This window comes from Mycobacterium sp., from assembly GCF_032161845.1.
In the GTDB taxonomy this organism is placed as follows: domain Bacteria; phylum Actinomycetota; class Actinomycetes; order Mycobacteriales; family Mycobacteriaceae; genus Mycobacterium.
Genome location: NZ_JAVRQA010000079.1, coordinates 1 through 20,489, shown reverse-complemented (window position 1 = coordinate 20,489; position 20,489 = coordinate 1). Strand labels below are relative to the sequence as shown.

The following is a 20,489-nucleotide window of genomic DNA, read 5'->3' as shown; positions in this document are numbered from 1 at the left end:
TTCAGCCCGGATCACGATGTGGGCAAGGTGGATTTGGCCGATGCCAGAAGGTCACCTAACATTAAGAGAAAAGTAAGAGCACACGAGTGGGAAGCCGCACGGGGTGTCAGCAGAGTTGGTCCGAAATGCAGCGGCCACTCCCCGGTACGATCTTGAGGTTTGGCCTCCCCCGGTTCGCGGCAGGAGCAGCTTCGACAGGAGAGTGAAATGGGATTCCACAACCCGTTCTTGAAGGACGGTCTCATCAGGTTTCCCGACAACGGCAACCTGGTCCGTCACGTCGAGAAATGGGCGACAGTGCGCGGCGACAGCCTCGCGTATCAGTTCCTGGATTTCTCCACCGAGCGCGACGGCGTGGCCCGCAACCTCACCTGGTCCGACTTCAGTGCGCGTAACCGCGCCGTGGGTGCCCGCCTGCAGCAGGTCACCCAGCCGGGTGACCGCGTCGCCATCCTGTGCCCGCAGAACCTGGACTACCTCGTCGGGTTCTTCGGTGCGCTGTACGCCGGCCGCATCGCCGTGCCGCTGTTCGACCCGGCCGAGCCGGGCCACGTCGGCCGCCTGCACGCGGTGCTGGACGACTGCCAGCCGACCGCCATCCTGACCACGACGAGCTCCGCCGAAGGCGTCCGCAAGTTCTTCCGCAGCAGGCCCGCCAAGGAGCGGCCGCGCGTCATCGCCGTCGACGCGGTGCCCAACGAGGTGGCCGCCACCTGGGTGCAGGAGGAAGTCACCCACGACACCATCGCCTACCTGCAGTACACCTCGGGTTCGACGCGCATCCCGACCGGGGTGCAGATCACCCACCTGAATCTGGCGACCAACATCGTCCAGGTCATCGAGGGCATCGGAGGCGACGAGGGTGACCGCGGCGTCAGCTGGCTGCCGTTCTTCCACGACATGGGGCTCATTACGGCGATGGTGTCGCCGCTGATCGGCCACTACGTCACGTTCATGACGCCCGCGGCGTTCGTCCGCAGGCCCGGCCGGTGGATCCGGGAGTTGGCCCGCAAGGAAGGTGACACCGGCGGTGTCATCTCGGTCGCGCCGAACTTCGCCTTCGACCACGCCGCGGCGCGCGGACTGCCCAAGGAGGGCGAGCCGCCGATGGACCTGTCGAACGTGAAGGCCATCCTCAACGGCAGCGAGCCGATCTCCGCCGCCACCGTGCACCGGTTCAACGAGGCGTTCGCCGAATACGGCTTCCAGCCCTCGGCCATCAAGCCGTCCTACGGTTTGGCCGAGGCCACCTTGTTCGTCTCGACCACCCCGGCCAACGAGCCGCCGAAGATCGTCTACGTCGATCGTGACGCGCTCAACGCACACCGCTTCGTGGAGGTGCCCAAGGACGCGCCGTCGGCCGTGGCGCAGGCCTCGGCGGGCAAGGTCGGCGTGGCCGAGTGGGCCGCGATCGTCGACGCCGAGACTGCGACCGAGCTCCCCGACGGGCAGATCGGCGAGATCTGGATCAGCGGCCAGAACATGGGCACCGGCTACTGGGGCAAGCCCGAGGAGACCAGGGAGACGTTCCAGAACATCCTGAAGTCCAGGACCAACCCGTCGCACGCCGAAGGCGCCACCGACGACTCGACGTGGGTCCGCACCGGCGACTACGGCGCGTTCTACGACGGTGACCTGTACATCACCGGCCGCGTCAAGGATCTGGTCATCATCGATGGCCGCAACCACTACCCGCAGGATCTCGAGTACTCGGCGCAGGAGGCCAGCAAGGCGCTGCGCACCGGGTTCGTCGCGGCGTTCTCGGTGCCCGCGAACCAGCTGCCCACCGAGGTGTTCGACAACGCCCACGCCGGGTTGAAGTTCGATCCCCAGGACTCCTCCGAGCAGCTGGTGATCGTCGCCGAGCGTGCGGCGGGTGCCAACAAGATGGACCTCGCTCCGGTGGCCGACGACATCCGCGCCGCGATCGCGGTCCGGCACGGTGTCACCGTGCGCGACGTCCTCTTGACCCCGGCAGGCGCGATCCCTCGCACGTCGAGCGGCAAGATCGGCCGCCGCGCCTGCCGCACCGGTTACCTCGACGGAAGCCTGCGCAACGGAAAGACCGCGAACGCGTTCCCAGATCAGACGGACTAACCGTCGCCACAGGCCGTACGGCCGCGGAAGTGAACATGACTGATACCGAAGACAATTCGCAGCCCACAGCCGACGATCTGCCGGCCCGCACCGACAAGACGGTCGCCGAGGTGCGGGAGTACCTGCGCAACTGGATCGCCAACGCGACCGGGCAGTCCGCCGACTCGATCGACGAGTCGGCGCCGATGGTCGAGCTGGGTCTCTCCTCGCGCGACGCCGTCGCCATGGCCAGCGACATCGAGGACCTGACCGGTGTCACGCTGACCGCCACCGTCGCCTTCCGTCATCCCACCATCGAGGCGTTGGCCACGGTGATCGTCGAGGGCGAACCCGAGGACAACGAGGTCGACACGGGCGACGAGGACTGGTCGCGCACCCGTGAGCACGACGACATCGCGATCGTCGGCATCGGCACCCGGTTCCCCGGCGATCTGAACACCCCCGACGAGATGTGGCAGGCGCTGCTCGAGGGCCGCGACGCCATCACCGACCTGCCAGCGGGCCGGTGGGAGGAGTTCCTCGGCGAGCCGCGGATCGCCGAGCGGGTCGCCAAGGCGCGCACCCGCGGCGGCTACCTGTCGGACATCAAGGGTTTCGACGCCGAGTTCTTCGCGCTGTCGAAGATGGAGGCCGACAACATCGATCCGCAGCAGCGGATGGCCCTTGAGCTCACGTGGGAAGCGTTGGAGCACGCCAGGATTCCCGCGTCGAGCCTGCGCGGCGGGAGCGTCGGCGTGTACGTCGGCAGCTCGACCAACGACTACAGCATGCTCAGCGTGTCCGACCCGGCGGTCGCACACCCGTACGCGATCACGGGTACCGCGAGCTCGATCATCGCCAACCGGGTGTCGTACTTCTACGACTTCCGCGGTCCGTCGATGGCGATCGACACGGCCTGCTCGTCGTCGCTGGTGGCCGTGCACGAGGGTGTCAAGGCGCTGCGCGCCGGTGACGTCGACGTGGTGCTCGCCGGCGGGGTGAACGCGCTCATCACCCCGATGGTGACGGTGGGCTTCGACGAGGTCGGCGGGGTGCTCGCACCCGACGGCCGGATCAAGTCGTTCTCGCAGGACGCCGACGGCTACGCCCGCTCCGAGGGCGGCGGCATGCTGGTGCTCAAGCGCGTGGCCGACGCCCGCCGCGACGGGGACGACATCATCGCCGTCATCGCAGGCAGTGCGGTCAACCACGACGGCCGATCCAATGGCCTGCTGGCCCCGAATCCGGATGCCCAGGCCGACGTGCTGCGCAAGGCCTACAAGGACGCCGGCATCAATCCACGCACCGTCGACTACGTCGAGGCGCATGGCACCGGCACCATCCTCGGTGACCCCATCGAGGCCGACGCGCTCGGCCGGGTGGTCGGCAAGGGCCGCGCCGCCGATCAGCCGGCGTTTCTCGGTGCGGTGAAATCCAATGTGGGACACCTGGAGTCGGCCGCTGGTGCGGCCAGCCTGGCCAAGGTCGCACTGTCGCTGCGCAACGACAAGCTGCCGCCGTCGATCAACTACACCGGGCCCAACCCGTACATCGACTTCGAGAAGATTCACATCAAGGTCATCGACAGCGTGACCGACTGGCCGCGCTACAGCGGCCATGCGATCGCAGGCGTGTCGGGCTTCGGCTTCGGCGGCGCCAACGCCCACCTGGTGCTGCGTGAGGTACTGCCGACCGACCTCGTCGAGCCGGAGGTCCAACCCGACGTCGTCGTCGTGAAGCCGGCCACCGATGCCGCCGACGCGGTCTACGTCGGCGGCGTGAAGATGGACGAGTACGGCGAATTCATCGACGACGAAGACGAATTCGCCCTAACGGCGTCGTCCGACGACGCCGAGCCCGAACTGCCGGGTCTGACCGACGAGGCTCTGCGCCTGCTCGAGGTCGCCCGCGAGGAACTGGACGCAGCCGAGTCGGCTGAGCCGACGAAGACCTTGGTGCCGATTGCGGTTTCGGGCTTCCTGACCTCACGCAAGCGCGCCACGGCCGCGGAGCTCGCCGACTGGATCGACGGTCCTGAGGGTCGGGCGTCGTCGTTGGAGGCCATCGGTCGCTCGCTGTCGAGGCGCAACCACGGCCGGTCCCGCGCCGTGGTGCTGGCCCATGACCACGACGAGGCGGTCAAGGGTCTGCGGGCGCTGGCCGAGGGCAAGCAGACGCCGCTGGTGCTCGCCGCGGACGGTCCCACCACCAACGGACCGGTGTGGGTGCTGGCCGGGTTCGGCGCGCAGCACCGCAAGATGGGCAAGAGCCTCTACCTGCGCGACGAGATCTTCGCCGAGTGGATCAACAAGGTCGACGCCCTGGTGCAGGACGAGCTGGGGTACTCGATCGTCGAGCTGATCCTCGACGACTCGCAGGACTACGGCATCGAGACCACCCAGACCGTGATCTTCGCGATCCAGGTGGCACTCGGCGAGCTGCTCAAGGCGCACGGTGCGAAACCCGGTGCGCTCGTTGGACAGTCACTCGGCGAGGCCGCGGCCGCCTACTTCTCGGGTGGTCTGTCGTTGGTCGATGCCACCCGCACCATCTGCTCGCGCGCCCACCTGATGGGTGAGGGCGAGGCGATGCTGTTCGGCGAGTACATCCGCCTGATGGCGCTGGTCGAGTACTCCGCCGACGAGATCAAGGGAGTGTTCTCCGACTACCCCGACCTCGAGGTGTGCGTCTACGCGGCGCCGACGCAGACCGTCATCGGCGGTCCGCCAGATCAGGTCGACGCGATCATCGCAAGGGCGGAATCCGAGGGGAAGTTCGCCCGCAAGTTTCAGACCAAGGGCGCCAGCCACACCCAGCAGATGGACCCGCTGCTCGGTGAGCTCGCGGCCGAACTGCAGGGCATCGAGGCGCTGCCGCTGCGGGTGCCGTACTTCTCCACGGTCCACGAGGGTGGCTTCATCAGGCCCGGCGGCGAGCCGATCCACGACCTCGAATACTGGAAGAAGGGGTTGCGGCACAGCGTGTACTTCACGCACGGCATCCGCAACGCCGTCGACAACGGTCACACCACCTTCCTGGAGCTGGCACCGAATCCCGTGGCGCTCATGCAGGTTGGGCTCACCACGGCATCCGCAGGTCTTCATGATGCGCAGCTGATCGCGACGCTGGCGCGCAAGCAGGACGAGGTCGACTCGATGACCACGGCCATGGCGCAGCTGTTCGTGCACGGCCATGACCTCGACTTCCGCACCCTGTTCTCGCGCGCATCGGACACTTCCGACTACGCGGACATTCCGCCGACCAAGTTCCGGCGCAAGCCGCACTGGCTCGACGTCCGGTTCTCGGCCGACGGTTCGACCATCCTGCCGGGCACGCACGTCGCGATGCCCGACGGCCGCCACGTCTGGGAGTACGCCCCACGGGCTGCGACCGACCTCGGCACATTGGTGAAAGCCGCTGCGGCAGTGGTTCTTCCGGATGCCAAGCTCACCGCCTTCGAGCAGCGCGCGGTCCCGGCCGACGATGCCCGGCTGGTGACGACGTTGACCAGGCACCCCGGCGGTGCGACGGTTCAGGTGCATGCCCGCATCGACGAGTCCTTCACCCTCGTCTACGACGCGATCGTCACCCGTGCCGGCCAGGCGACCGCCCTGCCGACGGCCGTGGGCGCAGGCGCCGCCATCACCGAGGTGGCCGCCGTCCAGCAGGTCGTCGAGGAGCCCGAGTCCGCCGAGGACGACGCGGCGATCCTCAGCGACAATCTCACCGCGGGCGCGGGACTGGCTGCGGGCTTTGCGAAGTGGTCACCGGATTCCGGCGAACCGATCTCGCAGCGGCTGGGCACGATCGTTGGCAGTGCCATGGGCTACGAGCCCGAGGACCTGCCGTGGGAGGTACCGCTCATCGAGCTGGGCCTCGACTCGTTGATGGCGGTGCGCATCAAGAACCGCGTCGAGTACGACTTCGACCTTCCGCCGATTCAGCTGACCGCGGTGCGCGACGCCAACCTGTACGCCGTCGAGAAGCTGATTCAATACGCGATCGAGCACCGCGACGAGGTCGATCAACTGGCCGAGGTCCAGAAGACGCAGACCGACGAGGAGATCGCCGCCGCGCAGGCAGAGTTGATGGGCGGGGCCACCACGGTGGCCGAGCTCGAGGAGATGCTCGCCAAGAAGGCGACCGAAGCCGAGGCACCCGTCACGGCACCCATCGAGACTGCCGGGATCGTGCCTCCGCCGCCGCCCCCACCGACCAATCCCGCCGGACCCGGCGCCAGCCCCAATGCCGTGGCCAAGACACCGAACCTCGCAGGCGCGGCACAGGTGCTCAACCAGCAGGCGATCTCGGAGGCGCTGAACTCCGACGTGCCGCCGCGGGACGCCGCCGAACGCGTCACCTTCGCGACGTGGGCGATCGTCACCGGCAAGTCCCCCGGCGGCGTGTTCAACGCGTTGCGGGAACTCTCCGACTCCGAAGCGCAGAAGATGGCGCAACGTTTGTCGGAGCGCGCCGAGGGCGTCATCACGGTGGACGACGTCAAGAAGGCGCAGACCATCGAAGAGCTCTCCACCACGGTGCGCGAGTTCCTCGAGGCAGGCGAACTCGACGGGTTCGTGCGGACCATCCGCAAGGCCGAGAGCGATGCCGACGTCCCGGTCTTCGTCTTCCACGCGGCGGGCGGTTCGACGGTTGTCTACGAGCCACTGCTGAAGCGGCTGCCTGCGGGCACGCCGATGATCGGCTTGGAGCGCGTCGAGGGCACCATCCAGGAAAGGGCCGCGCAGTACGTGCCGAAGCTGCTCGAGCTCAATGGCTGGGCGAGCGGAGCGACGGGGGATGGGGCACGGAAGCCGTTCATCCTGACGGGTTGGTCGCTCGGCGGGGCGCTCGCCTATGCGTGTGCGATCGGGCTCAAGCAGCAGGGCGCGGACGTGCAATTCGTCGGCCTCATCGACACCGTCCGCGCCGGCGAGGAGGTTCCTCAGACCAAGGAGGAGACCCGCAAGCGGTGGGACAGGTACGCGGAGTTCGCGGCCAAGAACTTCAACGTGGAGATCCCGCCCATTCCCTACGAGGAACTCGAACAGCTCGACGACGCCGGCCAGGTGCAGTTCGTGCTCGACGCCGTACAGAACGCGGGCGTGCAGATCCCCGGCGGCATCATCGAACATCAGCGGACGTCGTACTTGGACAACCGTGCACTGGAGACGGTGGTGATCGAGCCCTACGACGGTCACGTCACGCTCTACATGGCCGATCGCTACCACGACGATGCCATCAAGTTCGAGCCCCGCTACGGTATCCGTCAGCCCGACGGTGGCTGGGGTGAGTTCGTGCCGGATCTCGAGGTGGTGGCCATCGGGGGCGAGCACATCCAGGCGATCGACGAGCCGTACATTGCGAAGGTCGGCGCGCACATGAGTGAGGCGATCAACCGCATCGAGGCCGGTGTGAAGGCCCAAGAGGAGAAGTAGGCGTCGTGACCGCAGAGACCGTAGAGCCCGCCCACCCCCCGACCACGGCCGAGAAGCTGGCCGAACTTCGCGAGAAGCTGGAGCTGGCCCGCGACCCGGGCGACGAGAAGGCGAAGGCGCGACGCGACAAGAAGGGCATCCCGAGCGCCCGCGCGCGCATCTACGAACTGCTGGATCCCGGCACCTTCTTCGAGATCGGTGCCTTGGCGAGGACACCGGGTGACCCCAACGCGTTCTACGGCGACGGCGTCGTCACCGGGCACGGTGCCATCAACGGCCGCCCGGTCGGGGTGTTCAGCCACGACCAGACCGTCTTCCAGGGTTCGGTCGGGGAGATGTTCGGGCGCAAGGTCGCCAAGTTGATGGAGTGGGTGGCCATGGTCGGCTGCCCGATCATCGGCATCAACGACTCCGGCGGCGCCCGCATCCAGGACGCCGCGACGTCGCTGGCGTGGTATGCCGAACTCGGCAGGCGCCACGAAATGCTCCGCGGCCTGGTCCCGGAGATCTCGCTGATCTTCGGCAAGTGCGCTGGCGGAGCGGTCTATTCGCCGATCCAGACCGACCTCATCGTCGCGGTCCGCGATCAGGGGTACATGTTCATCACCGGTCCCGACGTGATCAAGGACGTCACCGGCGAGGACGTCACGTTCGATGAGCTTGGCGGTGCCGACGTACAGGCGCAGCGCGGCAACATCCACAAGGTGGTCGAGAGCGAGGCCGCGGCCTACCAGTACGTGCGCGACTACCTGAGCTTCCTGCCCGCCAACCACTTCGACAGCCCGCCGATCGTCAATCCCGGCCTTGAACCCGAGATCACCCCATCCGACCTGGAGCTCGACACGATCGTGCCGGATTCGGACAACCAGGCTTACGACATGCACGAGATTCTGCTTCGGATCTTCGACGACGGTGACGTCTTCGAGATCGCCGAGCAGCGCAGCCCGTCGATGATCACCGCGTTCGCCCGCGTCGACGGCCACCCGATCGGGGTGATCGCCAATCAACCGATGCACATGTCCGGCGCCGTGGGCAATGAGGCCTCTGACAAGGCTGCCGGTTTCATCCGGTTCTGCGACTCGTTCAACCTGCCACTGGTCTTCGTCGTCGACACCCCTGGCGCCATGCCGGGTCTCGAGGAGGAGAAGGGCGGCATCATCAAGCGGGGTGGGCGGTTCTTCAACGCCATCGTGGAAGCCGACGTCCCGAAGGTGACCATCGTCGTGCGCAAGGCCTACGGCGGCGGTTACGCGGTGATGGGTTCCAAGCAGCTGTCCGCGGACCTGAACTTCGCGTGGCCGACCGCTCGCATCGCGGTGATCGGCGCCGAGGGTGCGGCCCAGCTACTGGTCAAGCGCTTCCCCGATCCGACCGCGCCAGAGGTGCAGAAGATCCGCAAGGACTTCATCGAGGGCTACAACCTCAACCTGGCGATCCCGTACATCGCTGCCGAGCGCGGCTACATCGACGGCGTCATCGAGCCGCACGAGACGCGGCTGCTACTCCGTAAGTCGCTGCGGCTGCTGCGGGACAAGCAGAACGCCCCCAAGGTGCTGCGCAAGCACGGTCTGCTCCCGCTCTAGCCGAGCTCCGGACCTGTATCGATGAGCGCGCCCGAACGCCGGTTGGTCGTCGGAATCTCGGGATCGAGTGCTCCGCAGCTGGCGGTGAAGTTCCTCGAGATCTCCCGCCACCTGGGCGCCTACGAGACGCACCTGGTGATGTCGCAGGGCGCGCACCGCAGCATCGAGTTGGAGCTGCGGCGCGATCCCGCCGAGGTGGCTGCCCTGGCAGACGTCAGCTACGACGCCAACGACATGGGCGCCCCCATTTCGTCGGGCTCCTTCGAGACGATGGGGATGGTCGTCATCCCGTGTTCGATGCGCACCCTCGCGGCGGTGGCCACTGGCAATTCGGACAACCTGGTGGCCCGCGCCGCCGACGTCACGCTCAAGGAGCGCCGCCGCCTGGTGCTGGTGGCCCGCGAAACTCCGCTCAACCTCATCCACATCGAGAACATGCGAACGGTCACCCTGGCCGGAGGCACCATCCTCCCCCCGGTGATGGCCTTCTATCACCAGCCGCAGACCATCGACGACCTGCTCGCCCAGACGTGCGGCAAGGTCATCGACCAATTCGGCGTCCCCAACAAGACGTTTCGCCGGTGGGGGTCCTGACCGATCGGTCCTAGACCGGTGGCAAGTCCAGCCAGTCGTCGACCTCGAAGCGGTCGCCGCGCGCCACCAGGGTCGCGCCGCCGTGGCCCGGGTAGTGCGCGGGAATCACCGTGGCCCGTGACCGCGATGCCTCGGTGAAGACGCGCTTGCGGCTGACCGCTGCCGCTGCCGGATCAACGTCGAACCCGCATGGGTCGCCGGGTCGGGAGATCTGGATGGGACAGTGGGTGAGATCGCCGACGAAGACGGCGGGCTTGCCGGCGTCGAGCCACAGTACCGACGACCCCGGCGTGTGCCCGGCGGCGGGGCGAAGTCTTAGCGACTCGCTGATCTGTTGGCCGTCCGACCACAGCTCCATCTGGTCGGCGATCGGAAACACGCTGTCGGCCATCACGATTCGCGCGCCGGCTGTCTCGCCTGGGCCGTCGGGCGAGAAGAAGCGGTAGTCGGCCGCTGGCACGAAATAGCGTGCGTTGGGGAACGTCGGCACCCATTCGCCGTCGGGTTCATCCCCCGGTCGCTCTGCTCCACCCCCTGGTACGAGGGTGGTGTTCCAGCCGACGTGGTCGGTGTGCAGGTGAGTGTTGACGACGACGTCGACGTCGTCGGGGTTCACCCCCGCTCGGCTCAACGCGCCGAGGAAGTCGGTGCTCAGCCCCGACAGGATTGGCATGTGCGGGCGGTCCCGGTCATTGCCGACACCGGTGTCGACGACGACGGTCAGGCCGTCGACTTCGATCACCCAGCTCTGCATGACGACCCGCCACCGCCCGGTCTGCGGGTCATAGAACGTCGGGACCAGGAGGTCGGCGTCGTCCAGCCAGGCTTCCGGCGGGGTGGTGGGGAACAGCGACGTGGGGACGTCGAACTGCCACTCGAGGATTCGGGTGACGACGGCGTTGCCCAACCTGATCCGGTCGGTCACGAGTCGACCCGAAGTGGTGGCCGCCCGTTCCGTTTCACGCTTTGATGATGACATGTCGAACCACTTCACCGGATTGAGCCTTGGGCCACCGTTGGGCGACCAACGGCTGGACCTCTGTGATCTGTATGCCTTTCAGTCCCCGGCCGATCCCACGCGCACGGTGCTGATCCTCAACGCCAACCCGAACGCCGACGCGCTGCACCCCGATGCCATCTACCGCCTCGCCATTGACAACGACGGCGATCTGCGCAACGACATCGCGTTCAGCTACGTTTTCTCGACTCCCAGGGACGGCCGCCAGACGGTCGACGTGTACCTGGCCTCCGACGACGAGGCCGAGGAACCGGAAGCGGTGGGCGAGAGGATCTTCGCCGACGTGGACGTGTCGTTCGGGCCGACGCCGACCATCGCGACGTCAGGGGAGTTCACGTTCTTCGCAGGCGCGCGCAGCGATGCGTTCTTCTTCGACTTCGACGGCGTCAAGAATCTCTTCGACACCTCGGGCGGACGGAACTTCACCGATCTGCACGTCTCGGGTGACGCACCGTGGACGGGCGTCGACTCCAACACGACGGCCAACGTGTTCTCCATGGTGCTCGAGCTGCCGACCGCCTTCCTCGGCGCTGCGCCCGACGTCAGGATCTGGGGCCGGTGCAGCCTGCGTCGCGACGGTGAGTTGGTGCACGTCGACCGGGCGGGGCACCCGTCGGTCAGCAGCTTCTTCAACACCGACGAGACCAAGGAGGAGTACAACGCGAGCCTGCCGATTTACGACAGGGAGCGGTGGATCGCGCAGTTCATCCATCTGATGGGCCACACCGGCGGCTACTCCGATGAGGAGGCCATCGCGGCGATCGACGAGGAGGGCACATTGCCCGACATGTTGACGTTCGATCCGTCGAAGCCCGCGAAGTACCCCAACGGTCGGGTGTTCACCGACGACGTGATCGATTACCGCCTGAGCTTCCTGTCCAAGGGCGACATTCCGCCGTCGGGTCTGAGCCCGCACACCGACACCCTCAACGTCTTTCCGTATCTCGGTACGCCGCACTGAGTTTCGAAGCGCCGTGCTTAGGGCTTGATCCGGATCTTGCCCGGCGAGTACAGCCCACTGCGCGTCGCGGAGCCAAGGTCTAGCTGCGCCGGCTGGGCATCGACGACGGTGTCGAACTTGCGCAGCGAGCCCCAGTCGCGGCCCCAGTCGTGCGACAGGTACGCGGCCATCACGTTCTGCCGCAACAGCAGGTCGCTGATGCCGAGCAGGCCACCGTTGAGGCCGTCCTGCCAGGTGTCGGTGTCCTTGCGCTTGGCGTTGTAGTCGGGCGTGATTCTGAATCTGGGGACTTCGGTCACCCCGTCCGCGTGCAGCATCGGCTGCTGGCACGGAAAGGCGAGGCCGACGGCCCAGTCCATCAGCACGGGTTGTTCCGAGCCGATGAACTGCTGCACGGACTTCAGCTCGGGCACGCGCGGCGGGGTGACGGCGATCCAGTCCCCGGGCGTCAGGGAGAGGTCCTCGGCGACGATGCGGACGGCCGTCACGTCCGCAGGCATTTGGCTGCGGTCGAAGCGCAGATTGCGCCAGGACGGGATCGGCCCGAGGTCGTAGGGCACCAGGCGGCCTGCCGCCACCGGAGCGCCGTCGGGCCCCGGTTTTGCGTACTCGAGCTCGACGGTCTGGCCCTCGGTGTGGCCGTTGAAGATGCTGTTTCCGGTGATGCTGCCTGCGGCGGTCACGACGATGAGAGGGTGTGTGTCGTCGGCGGCGGGCAGCTGATACCACCCCGACGTCAGCCGGCTCTGTTGTTGCGCAGGGCCGTTCGCGTAGGTGCCCGCCAGCGGCACACGCTTGGGATCGAGGCCGTAGGGCAGTGGCACGGTCGATCCGTTGACGCCAGGGCTCGACAGTTTGACCGGCGCGTCCCAGTCGTAGTCGGTGCCCGGCGTCGGCAGATCGTTGCGGATCGCTTCGGCGACAATGTGTTCCGGCACGCCGTTGGGGGTGAAGCCCACCGGGCCAACTCCGCCGAGCGGGCCGAGCGCTCCGTAGTTTCCTGGCATCGGCGTCAGGAATCCGGCATTGGCGTCCGGCTCGACGAGCACGTCGTCGGCCAGGCCGCAGCCTCCGGTCAACGCCTTCAGGTTGGACGACGCGTTGGAGTACGTCGGGTACTGCCGCACCACGCCGGCCAGCATCGAGGAGACGAACACCACGACCATGAAGCCCGCGGTGATCGGAATCGGCGCCGCGGTCACCAGGCGCGCCAACCTGCTTTCGGCGCGGTCGCGCGTGAAGTGCAGCCAGAACGCCCACAGCGCGGCAACGGCGAAGAGGGCGAAGAAGATCGAGCTGACGGTGACGCCACCGATCTTCGGCAGCGCGTTGTTGAACGGCACGCCGTAACTCGAGACGTACCACCAGCCGTTGGTACTCGAGAAGGTCAGTGCGATGACGAAGAGCACGCCTGCGGTGAACGCCATCCGGTTGCGGGCCGAGCGCAGCACCACGCGCGACACCAGCACGGTGGCGACCGCGGCCATCGCGGCGCCGACGGCGGCGAACAGACCGAAGTGATGCACCCACTTGGTCGGGGTGAACATCAGGAAGAACATGGTGCCGAAGATGATTCCGACCAGGCGCCACACGGGGCCGCGGGCGACGCCGGGGACCCGTCCGCGGCGCAACATGATGAACAGTGAGGCAAACAAGCTCAGCGCCGTGATGAAGAAGCCGAAGCGGCGCGACAGCGAGCCGTCGACGGTCGGCAGGAACAGGTAGTAGTAGCGCAGGTTCTCGGTGTACCACGCCTGGCTCGGACCGATGGCGGTGCGAATCCTGGTGGCCTCCAACACCGTTGCCAAGGTCTGGTCGGCGAAGACGACGGTCAGGATGATGGTTCCGGCGGCCAGCAGCGGCAGCACCAGCGGCCAAGTCCCCACGATGCGGTGACGGCGCACCAGGATGCGCAGCAGCGGACGGCCGCCCGCCAGCAGCGCCGCGACCGCGATGAGGCCCGTCGGCTGGATGCCAAGGGTGAAGGCGGCCGAGACGACGGCGAGGGCGGCGGGGGTGAGCCGACCCGAGATGATGGCCCGCTCGATGAGCACGTACGTGATCAGCGCGCCCGTGGCGATCTGGCCCTCGGGTCGTAGGCCGTTGTTGAACGGCATCCACGCCGCCATCAGGACCAGACCCGCGGCCCACGTCGCGGAACGGCTCGAGGCCACCGCAGGGCCGAGCCTGGGCAGCACCTCGCGGGACAGCAGCAGCCAGCACACCAGCGCACAGATCAAGTCGGGCAGGCGCATCCAGATGCTGGCGTCGCTGACGTGCGTCATCAGGGCGAGCACGTTGTAGAACCAGCCGAACGGGTCCTCGGGGCTGCCGAACCACCGGAAGTAATTGGACATGTACCCGGCGCGGTCGGCCACGCGGGCCATCTGGAGGATGTAGCCGTCGTCGGACGAGTTGGCCCCGATGACGTGCCACAGCAGGAACCCACCGACGACGACGACGTCGGTCGCCGAGAACGTCCGCCAGCGTGACGGGATCACCCGTTGCATGCGTCGGCCGTCGAGTTGGTCGAGTCGCCACAATGCGACGAGCGCGATGACGGTGGCGACCATGGCGAGCAGCATCGCGCCGAGCTTCACGGCGGTCGGCTTGGTGGTGTAGCGGGTGTCGATCGTCGCCGACAGCGAGAGTCCTTGCGGGGCAGGTCCGGTCAGGCCGGTGAAGACGCCGACGAAGTTGGGCCGCAGGTTGGGGTCGGCGAAGCCGGTTCGCAGTTCCTTGCCGTCGGGACCGGTGAGGCCGACGAACGTCGCGAAGGTCCCCGCTTCGGCCGAGGTGATGTCGATGCGCTCACACCGAGGCGAACTGACCTGGGCCCTTGGCACACTCGCCACCACCACGTTGCGGTCGGTGATGTTGACGCGCGTGCTGGTGACGTTGACGAACAGCGCGTTGAGCGCTGCGTCCTTGGTGTCGGCAGGCGCGGTACCAAGCACCAGTCCACCGGCGGGCGGCATCTGCCTGACCACGTCGCACGGCACGGTGGCCGACATGGTGACCGGCGTCAGAGTGATCAGCGGCGCGGTCACGTTGCCGAGTTGTCCGGCCTGCGGCCAGTTCAACGTGGCGGTCGTCTGCACGACCGGCAGCAGCGGTGTCAGCACCGACAGCACGAAGCCGATCAGGCCTGCGATCATCGCCACCCATCGGGTGGTCTTCGCGGTGGTCACGAGTCCTTCTCCAGTGGCAGGGCTCGGATCGGTCCGCGGCGGGTCCAGCCGAGGACCGTCTCGGTGCCCGCATCGACGGTGACGTCGGGCGCAGTCGCCGCGGGCACGATCCGGTCGAAGCGTTCGATCGAACCCCAGTCGCGGTACCAGTCTCCGCTCAGGTACGTCGGAACCGTCGATGTGCGCAGCAGAGCCTGGACGAAGAGGAAGGGCCCGCCGTCGTCAGCCGACTGCCACTGGTTGGACGAGACGACCACCTGTTTGGCGTTGGGCAGGATTCGGTATTCGGGCAGTTCGGCGATGCCGAGGTGCTGGGACGCCGGCCGCTGGCACGGGAAGTTCGCGGCGGAGGCGATGTCCATCAGCACCGGCGTCGTCGACCCGAGGAATTGCTGCGCGGTCCGCAGCGTCGGGACGCGCGGCGGGGTGAACGCGAACCACTGGTCGGTGGACAGGTTGGGATCGTCGGCGACGATGCGGGCGACGTTGGCTTCCGGTGGCGCCCAGGCCAGTGGGACGCGCAGGTTGCGCCACGCCCGCTGCGGTACCAGCGGGTCGATCGGCTGTACCGACGCCAACTCGCGGAAGCTTCCGTCCGGATTGCGTACGCCCCATTGCAGTTTCAGCGACTGGCCGTAGTTGAAGTCGCCTTCTTCGTCGGTGGACCAGATGGCACCCGCTGCGGCGACGGTGACCAGCGGCCGGTCGGGCGTCCTTGGTGGCAGTTCGTACCAGGCCGACGTCGCCCGTGCCGCTGCGGTGTTCTCGTTGTAACTGCCCATCACGGGAGTACGCGCGGGATCGAGCCCGAATGGCAGGAAGACGCGGGAGCCGTTGACACCAGGGGGTCCGTAACCTCCACCGGTGCCCGCCGAGAATCCGATGCCGACATTCGGCTTGTCTGGTGATCCAGGGGAGTTGACGGTGCCTGGGTTGGCGGTCACCGGCTCGGGCGGCAGAAGGCTGTCGCTGACACCGTTGGGGGTGAACCCCTGCGGATCGGTTCCACCGAGCGGCCCGGCGGGCCCGAACTGCTGACCCGAAACCGGTTGTAGCAGATCGGCATTCGGGTCAGTCTCGACGAGAACGTCGTCAGCCATGGCGCAGCTCGCCGAGCTCAGGCCGGACGCCAGCGCATCGACGTCGGCCTTGGCGGTGGTGTACTGGGGGTAGCGGGCCGCGGCGCCCTTCATCATCGATCCGACTTCGAGTAGCACCATCAACGTCGCCACCACCAACAACGGGGTGGACGCCAGAACCCGGTTGCGGCGGGTGTTCTCGACCTCGACGTGCCCGGTGTAGTCCATCCGGAAGTGCAGCCAGCCGGCCAGCACACCGGTCACGATCGCCAGCCCGAGGAACATCGAGGTGACCGGCTGACCCGCGATCACCGGCTGTTTGTCGAACCACGGCACGCCGTAGTTGCCGACGTAGAACCAGCCGTTGATGCCCGAGGTCGCCCACGCGAGCACGAACAGCAGGGCGGTGACGTACAGCGCGAGGTTGCGTCGGCTGTGCAGCCCGACGCGGGAGAACGTGAACGCGGTGACGGCGCCGAGTGCTCCGCCGAGGCCGGCGAACGCACCGAACTGCACGGCCCACTTCGTCGGCGTGAACGTCAGCAGCAGCAGTCCGACCGCGGTCGTTCCGATCAGGCGCCAGACGGGGGCGGTGACCATGCCCGGCAGGCTGCCGCGGCGCAGGATGACCGCCAGCAGGCCGAAGAGGCACAGCAGCAGGATCAGCACCGAGAAGCGTCGGGTCAGGGAGCCGTCGACGCTGTCCTCGACGGTGAGGAAGTAGTAGCGGAGGAACTCCTGGTACCAGGAGATCGTCGGCCCGACGGTGTACTTGATCCTGGCGGACTCGGCAACGGTCGCCAGCGTCTGGTCGCGGAAGACGATCACGAAGATCAGCGACAGCGACGCCGCGCAGGCCGCGATGGGGGCGAGCAGTCCGGCCTCGCTTCGCTGCCGGTCGCGGGCGATGCGGGCGATCGCGCGGGCCCCGACGAGCAGCGGCGCGATCGCGATCAGGCCTTGGGGGGCCAGGGTGACGCTGAACAGCGCGACGATGATCGCGACGGCTGCGGGCCACGACCGGCGGGCGCCGATCGAGTACTCGACGAGCACCCACGTCAGCAGCACCCCGAAGGCGATCAGCGGTTCGGGCCGAAGGCCGTTGTTGAACGGCAGCCAGCTGGCCAGGAACACGGCGGCACCGGTCCAGACCGCGATCCGATTGCCCGCCAGTCGTCGGCCCAGCCTGGGAAGCACCCAGCGACTCAGCAGCATCCACGTGGCAAGGCCCGCGAGCAGGGCGGGCACGCGCATCCACACGCCAGCCGTGCTGATGGCGGCGAAGTGCGCCAGGACCGACTGGTACCAGTCGAACGGGGCCTCCGAAGCGCCGAAGTAGCGGTAGTAGTTCGCGACGTAGCCGGCGTCACCGGACACCCGTGCGATGGTGAGGTTGTAGCCGTCGTCTGATGAGATGGCGCCGACGACGTGCCAGAGGAGCAGGCCGCCGACCACGGCCAAGTCGGCAAGCCACGTCGCCAGCCCGACACGCCAGAATCTGCGCCACCCACCGGGTACCCGTCGGCCCGACCGGCGGTCCAGCACGGCCAGCGCCACGATCGAGGCGACGGTCGCCAGCACGCCAAGCACCATGAGTGCTGTCTTCATGGCGGTCGGTGAGGTGATGAAGCGGGTGTCGACGTCGATGCGGGCGGACAGTCCCGGCTGGGCGGCCACCTTCAGGTCGGTGAAGACCCCCGCCACCTGTGGCTTCTTCTCGGGTGCGAGCGTGCCGGTGGCTCCAGGGATGCCCACGAAGTCTGCCCCGACGCCCCCTGAGTTGGCCCAGACGTGCAGCGAACTGCAGCCGCCCGAGTTGACGGTCTGCCGTGGTGCGACGGCCGCCACCGAGTCACGGAACGCGACGATGACGCTGTCGGCGGTGGCCCGCACGAACAGACCGTTGCGGCCCGCGTCGACGCCGCCGTCGGGGATCGTCGACAGGACGGTGCCACCCGCGGCGGGGAGCGTCGAGATCGCCTGGCAGGGGATGGTGGCGTCGAGCGCCAGCGGTGCGCCGGAGACCAGCGGAGCCGTCACGTCGGTGATCAGGCCGTCGGTTCCGACGCCTTGGGGCCAGAGGACGGCGGCCGTGGCCTGCTTGACGGGAAGCAGCGGGGTGAGGGCGCAGAGCAGGAGTCCGATGGCGCCCGCGATGATCGCGATGAGTCGAAGGGTCCTGGCGGGCACGAGGCTCGATGCTATGCGACGTCCTCGTGTGCGCTGCGGCGCCATGCGGCCCACGGCGAGAGTCAGCTCAAACGAAGGGGACCGGGCGTCCACAACCCGCTGCGCGTCGCGGTGCCGAGATCGAGGCGCGCCGGTTGGGCGTTCGGGTACCACGGCGTCAGCCTCTGCAAGGCGCCCCAGTCGCGGAACCAGTCGTCCTTCAGGTACGTCGGCACCGGTTCGGCGCGCACCAGTAGTTCGGTGATGCCCAATGGACCGCCCCCGAGGTAGTCCATGACGGGTGAGTTGGCTTCCGCCCCGAAGCGGTCGGGCAGGATCCGCCACTTGGGCACCTCGGTGACGCCGTTTTGGTGTCCGAAGGGCCGCTGGCATGGGAACGCCAGGCCGACCAGCCAGTCCAGCAGCACCGGGTCTTCGCTGCCGACGACATCCTGCAGCGTCTGCAGTCGGGGGATGCGGGGCGGCGTGACGGCGATCCAGTGCTGGGGCGCGAGGTCGTCGTCGGATGCGACGAGGCGCACCTGCGTCGCCTCCCGAGGGATCGCGTTCAGCGAGACACGGAGGGTGCGCCACGCGGGCACGGCGCCGACGTCACCGAAGCCGACGCTCCCGCCGGGCTGACCGCTGGCGGCCTGCTGATCGGTCGCCCACTGGACGACGACTTCGCCAGGATCGAAGCGGCCAGCGGCGGCGACCACCAGCAGCGGTCCAGCCTGATCGCGCGGCGGCAGCCGGTACCAGGCGGACCGCAGATGGGCGGGCTGCTGGGTGCCTGCCCGCCAGCTGCCCATGACGGGCGTGGTGGCGGGATCGAGGTTGTAGGGCAGCCGAGCCCGCGAGCCGTTGACCCCCGCGGCGGCGGTGGTGCCGCCCTCCGTACCCGGTTCGCTACCGGTCACCACCGAGCCATCGGAGTCGGCGAAGTTACCGCTGCCCTGTGGCTCGGAGACGGGGTCGGCCGACACGTCGGCGGGAATTCCGTTGGGGGTGAAGCCCTGTGCCAGACCGGCGCCGAGCGCGACGCCCACCGGTGCGTCCACCGGAGTCAGCATGCCCGCATTGGTGTCCTGCTCGACCAGCACGTCGGTGGCCAGGCCGCACGTCTTGCCTGCCAGCGCCTCGAGGTTGGACCGGCCGACCGTCCACGCGGGATACTGCCCGACCACCGCCACGGTCAGCGAAGCCACTTCGAAGATCACCAGGGCCCACACGGCGATCGTCAAGGGCGCCTGGGCTACTCGGGACCAGCGTCTCGGTTTGCTCGGCGGGGTGCTGCCGCGGCCGGTGAAGTGGAACCAGGCCGCGACGAGCAGAGCGACGACGGACAGGCCCAGCAGGATCGTGGTGAACCCGAACGTGTACTGCGGGAACTCATTCGACCATGGCACACCGAAGCTCGAGACGTACCACCAGCCGTTCACGCTGGCGAACGAGAACGCGGTCATGAACAGCACGGTGGCCGCGAAGATGGTCCGGTTGCGCCTGGACTTCATTGCGGCGGCGCCAACGGCGACGGCGGCCAGTGCGCCAAGGGATCCGGCGAGGCCTGCGAACACGCCGAAGTGGTGCGTCCATTTGGTCGGGGTGAACATCATGGCGAGAAACGAGATGATCGTGATGCCGATGATGCGACGGCTCGGCCCCGAGGCAGTCCCGGGAATTCGCCCCTTGCGCAACGACATTGCCACCGAAATGGCCAGCGCCAAGAGCAGGGCGAGCACGGCGAATCGCCGCGCCACCGAGCCGTCCGGGCTGGCCATGAACAGGCGCTCGTAGCGGATGTGCTCGTCGAACCAGGCCAGGCTCGGGCCGACGGCGGATTTGAACGCGCTGGCCTGCACTTCGCTGGTGAACGTCTGGTCGCGGAAGATCAGGAAGATGGTGACCGTGCCCGCGGCCATGATCGGTGCGAGCAGCGCGAGGCGGCCGAAGCGCGAAGTATGCGCCGCCACAATGGTCTTCAACGGCCCGATCGCGACGAGCAAGGCGCCGACGGCGGCGATGCCGGTCGGCCCGGAGAACAGCGTCAGCGCGCCGATGATGATGGCGATCGCGACCGGCAGCAGCCTGCTGGTGGCCACGCCGCGTTCCACCGAGCACCAGGTGAGCAACATGCCGAGGGCGATGATGGGTTCGGGTCGCAGCCCGTTGTTGAGGGGCAACCAGAACGCCAGGAACATGCCCGCCGCCGTCCATGCCGCCACCCGGCTGGTCTTCACCGCGTGCCCCAGTCGAGGGATCACCTCGCGGCTGATCACCCACCAGCACGCCAACGCCATCACCAGCGTGGGCAGTCGCACCCAGACGCTCGCGGTGCTGATGTGCGCCCACAACGCGAGCAGGTCGTAATACCACCCGA

General features: G+C 67.8%; 9 protein-coding genes. 5 read left to right on the top strand and 4 right to left on the bottom strand.

Annotation, left to right across the window (positions count from 1 at the left end; translation table 11 throughout):
* Positions 1-207 precede the first annotated feature (207 nt).
* The 4 genes from fadD32 to QOD90_RS04755 are packed head-to-tail and all read left to right on the top strand — an operon-like array spanning position 208 to position 9,691.
* Entirely contained in the window at positions 208-2,097 is a 1,890-nt protein-coding gene (fadD32, locus tag QOD90_RS04770) for a long-chain-fatty-acid--AMP ligase FadD32 (protein ID WP_526347192.1), read from the top strand.
* Positions 2,098-2,132: 35 nt separating this feature from the next.
* Positions 2,133-7,514: a polyketide synthase Pks13 gene (gene pks13, locus QOD90_RS04765; protein ID WP_526347190.1), complete on the top strand. Its 5,382-nt coding sequence runs from the start codon at positions 2,133-2,135 to the stop codon at positions 7,512-7,514.
* Between the two features lie 5 nt (positions 7,515-7,519).
* Positions 7,520-9,097: an acyl-CoA carboxylase subunit beta gene (locus QOD90_RS04760; RefSeq protein WP_526347188.1), complete on the top strand. Its 1,578-nt coding sequence runs from the start codon at positions 7,520-7,522 to the stop codon at positions 9,095-9,097.
* A 21-nt stretch (positions 9,098-9,118) separates the two neighbouring features.
* Complete coding sequence (locus QOD90_RS04755; RefSeq protein ID WP_526347186.1) at positions 9,119-9,691, top strand: UbiX family flavin prenyltransferase; 573 nt, start codon at positions 9,119-9,121, stop codon at positions 9,689-9,691.
* Between the two features lie 10 nt (positions 9,692-9,701).
* Here QOD90_RS04755 and QOD90_RS04750 read toward each other — a convergent pair whose 3' ends face one another.
* Positions 9,702-10,616: an MBL fold metallo-hydrolase gene (locus tag QOD90_RS04750; protein WP_526347184.1), complete on the bottom strand. Its 915-nt coding sequence runs from the start codon at positions 10,614-10,616 to the stop codon at positions 9,702-9,704.
* A gap of 52 nt (positions 10,617-10,668) precedes the next feature.
* Here QOD90_RS04750 and QOD90_RS04745 point away from each other — a divergent pair, with 52 nt between their 5' ends.
* Positions 10,669-11,670 (top strand): DUF4331 family protein, encoded by a 1,002-nt coding sequence (locus QOD90_RS04745; protein ID WP_526347182.1) that lies wholly within the window; start codon positions 10,669-10,671, stop codon positions 11,668-11,670.
* 17 nt (positions 11,671-11,687) lie between these two features.
* Here the strand turns inward: QOD90_RS04745 and QOD90_RS04740 are convergent, their stop codons facing one another.
* The 3 genes from QOD90_RS04740 to QOD90_RS04730 all read right to left on the bottom strand — a co-directional run.
* Positions 11,688-14,828 carry an arabinosyltransferase domain-containing protein gene (locus QOD90_RS04740; protein WP_526347239.1) on the bottom strand — a complete coding sequence of 1,047 codons (3,141 nt, stop codon included), beginning with the start codon at positions 14,826-14,828 and terminating at the stop codon, positions 11,688-11,690.
* A gap of 29 nt (positions 14,829-14,857) precedes the next feature.
* Positions 14,858-18,130, bottom strand: coding sequence for an arabinosyltransferase domain-containing protein (locus QOD90_RS04735; RefSeq protein ID WP_526347180.1), 3,273 nt, complete (start codon positions 18,128-18,130; stop codon positions 14,858-14,860).
* Between the two features lie 62 nt (positions 18,131-18,192).
* A partial coding sequence (locus QOD90_RS04730; RefSeq protein WP_526347178.1) for an arabinosyltransferase C-terminal domain-containing protein occupies positions 18,193-20,489 on the bottom strand: 2,297 nt, incomplete at its 5' end.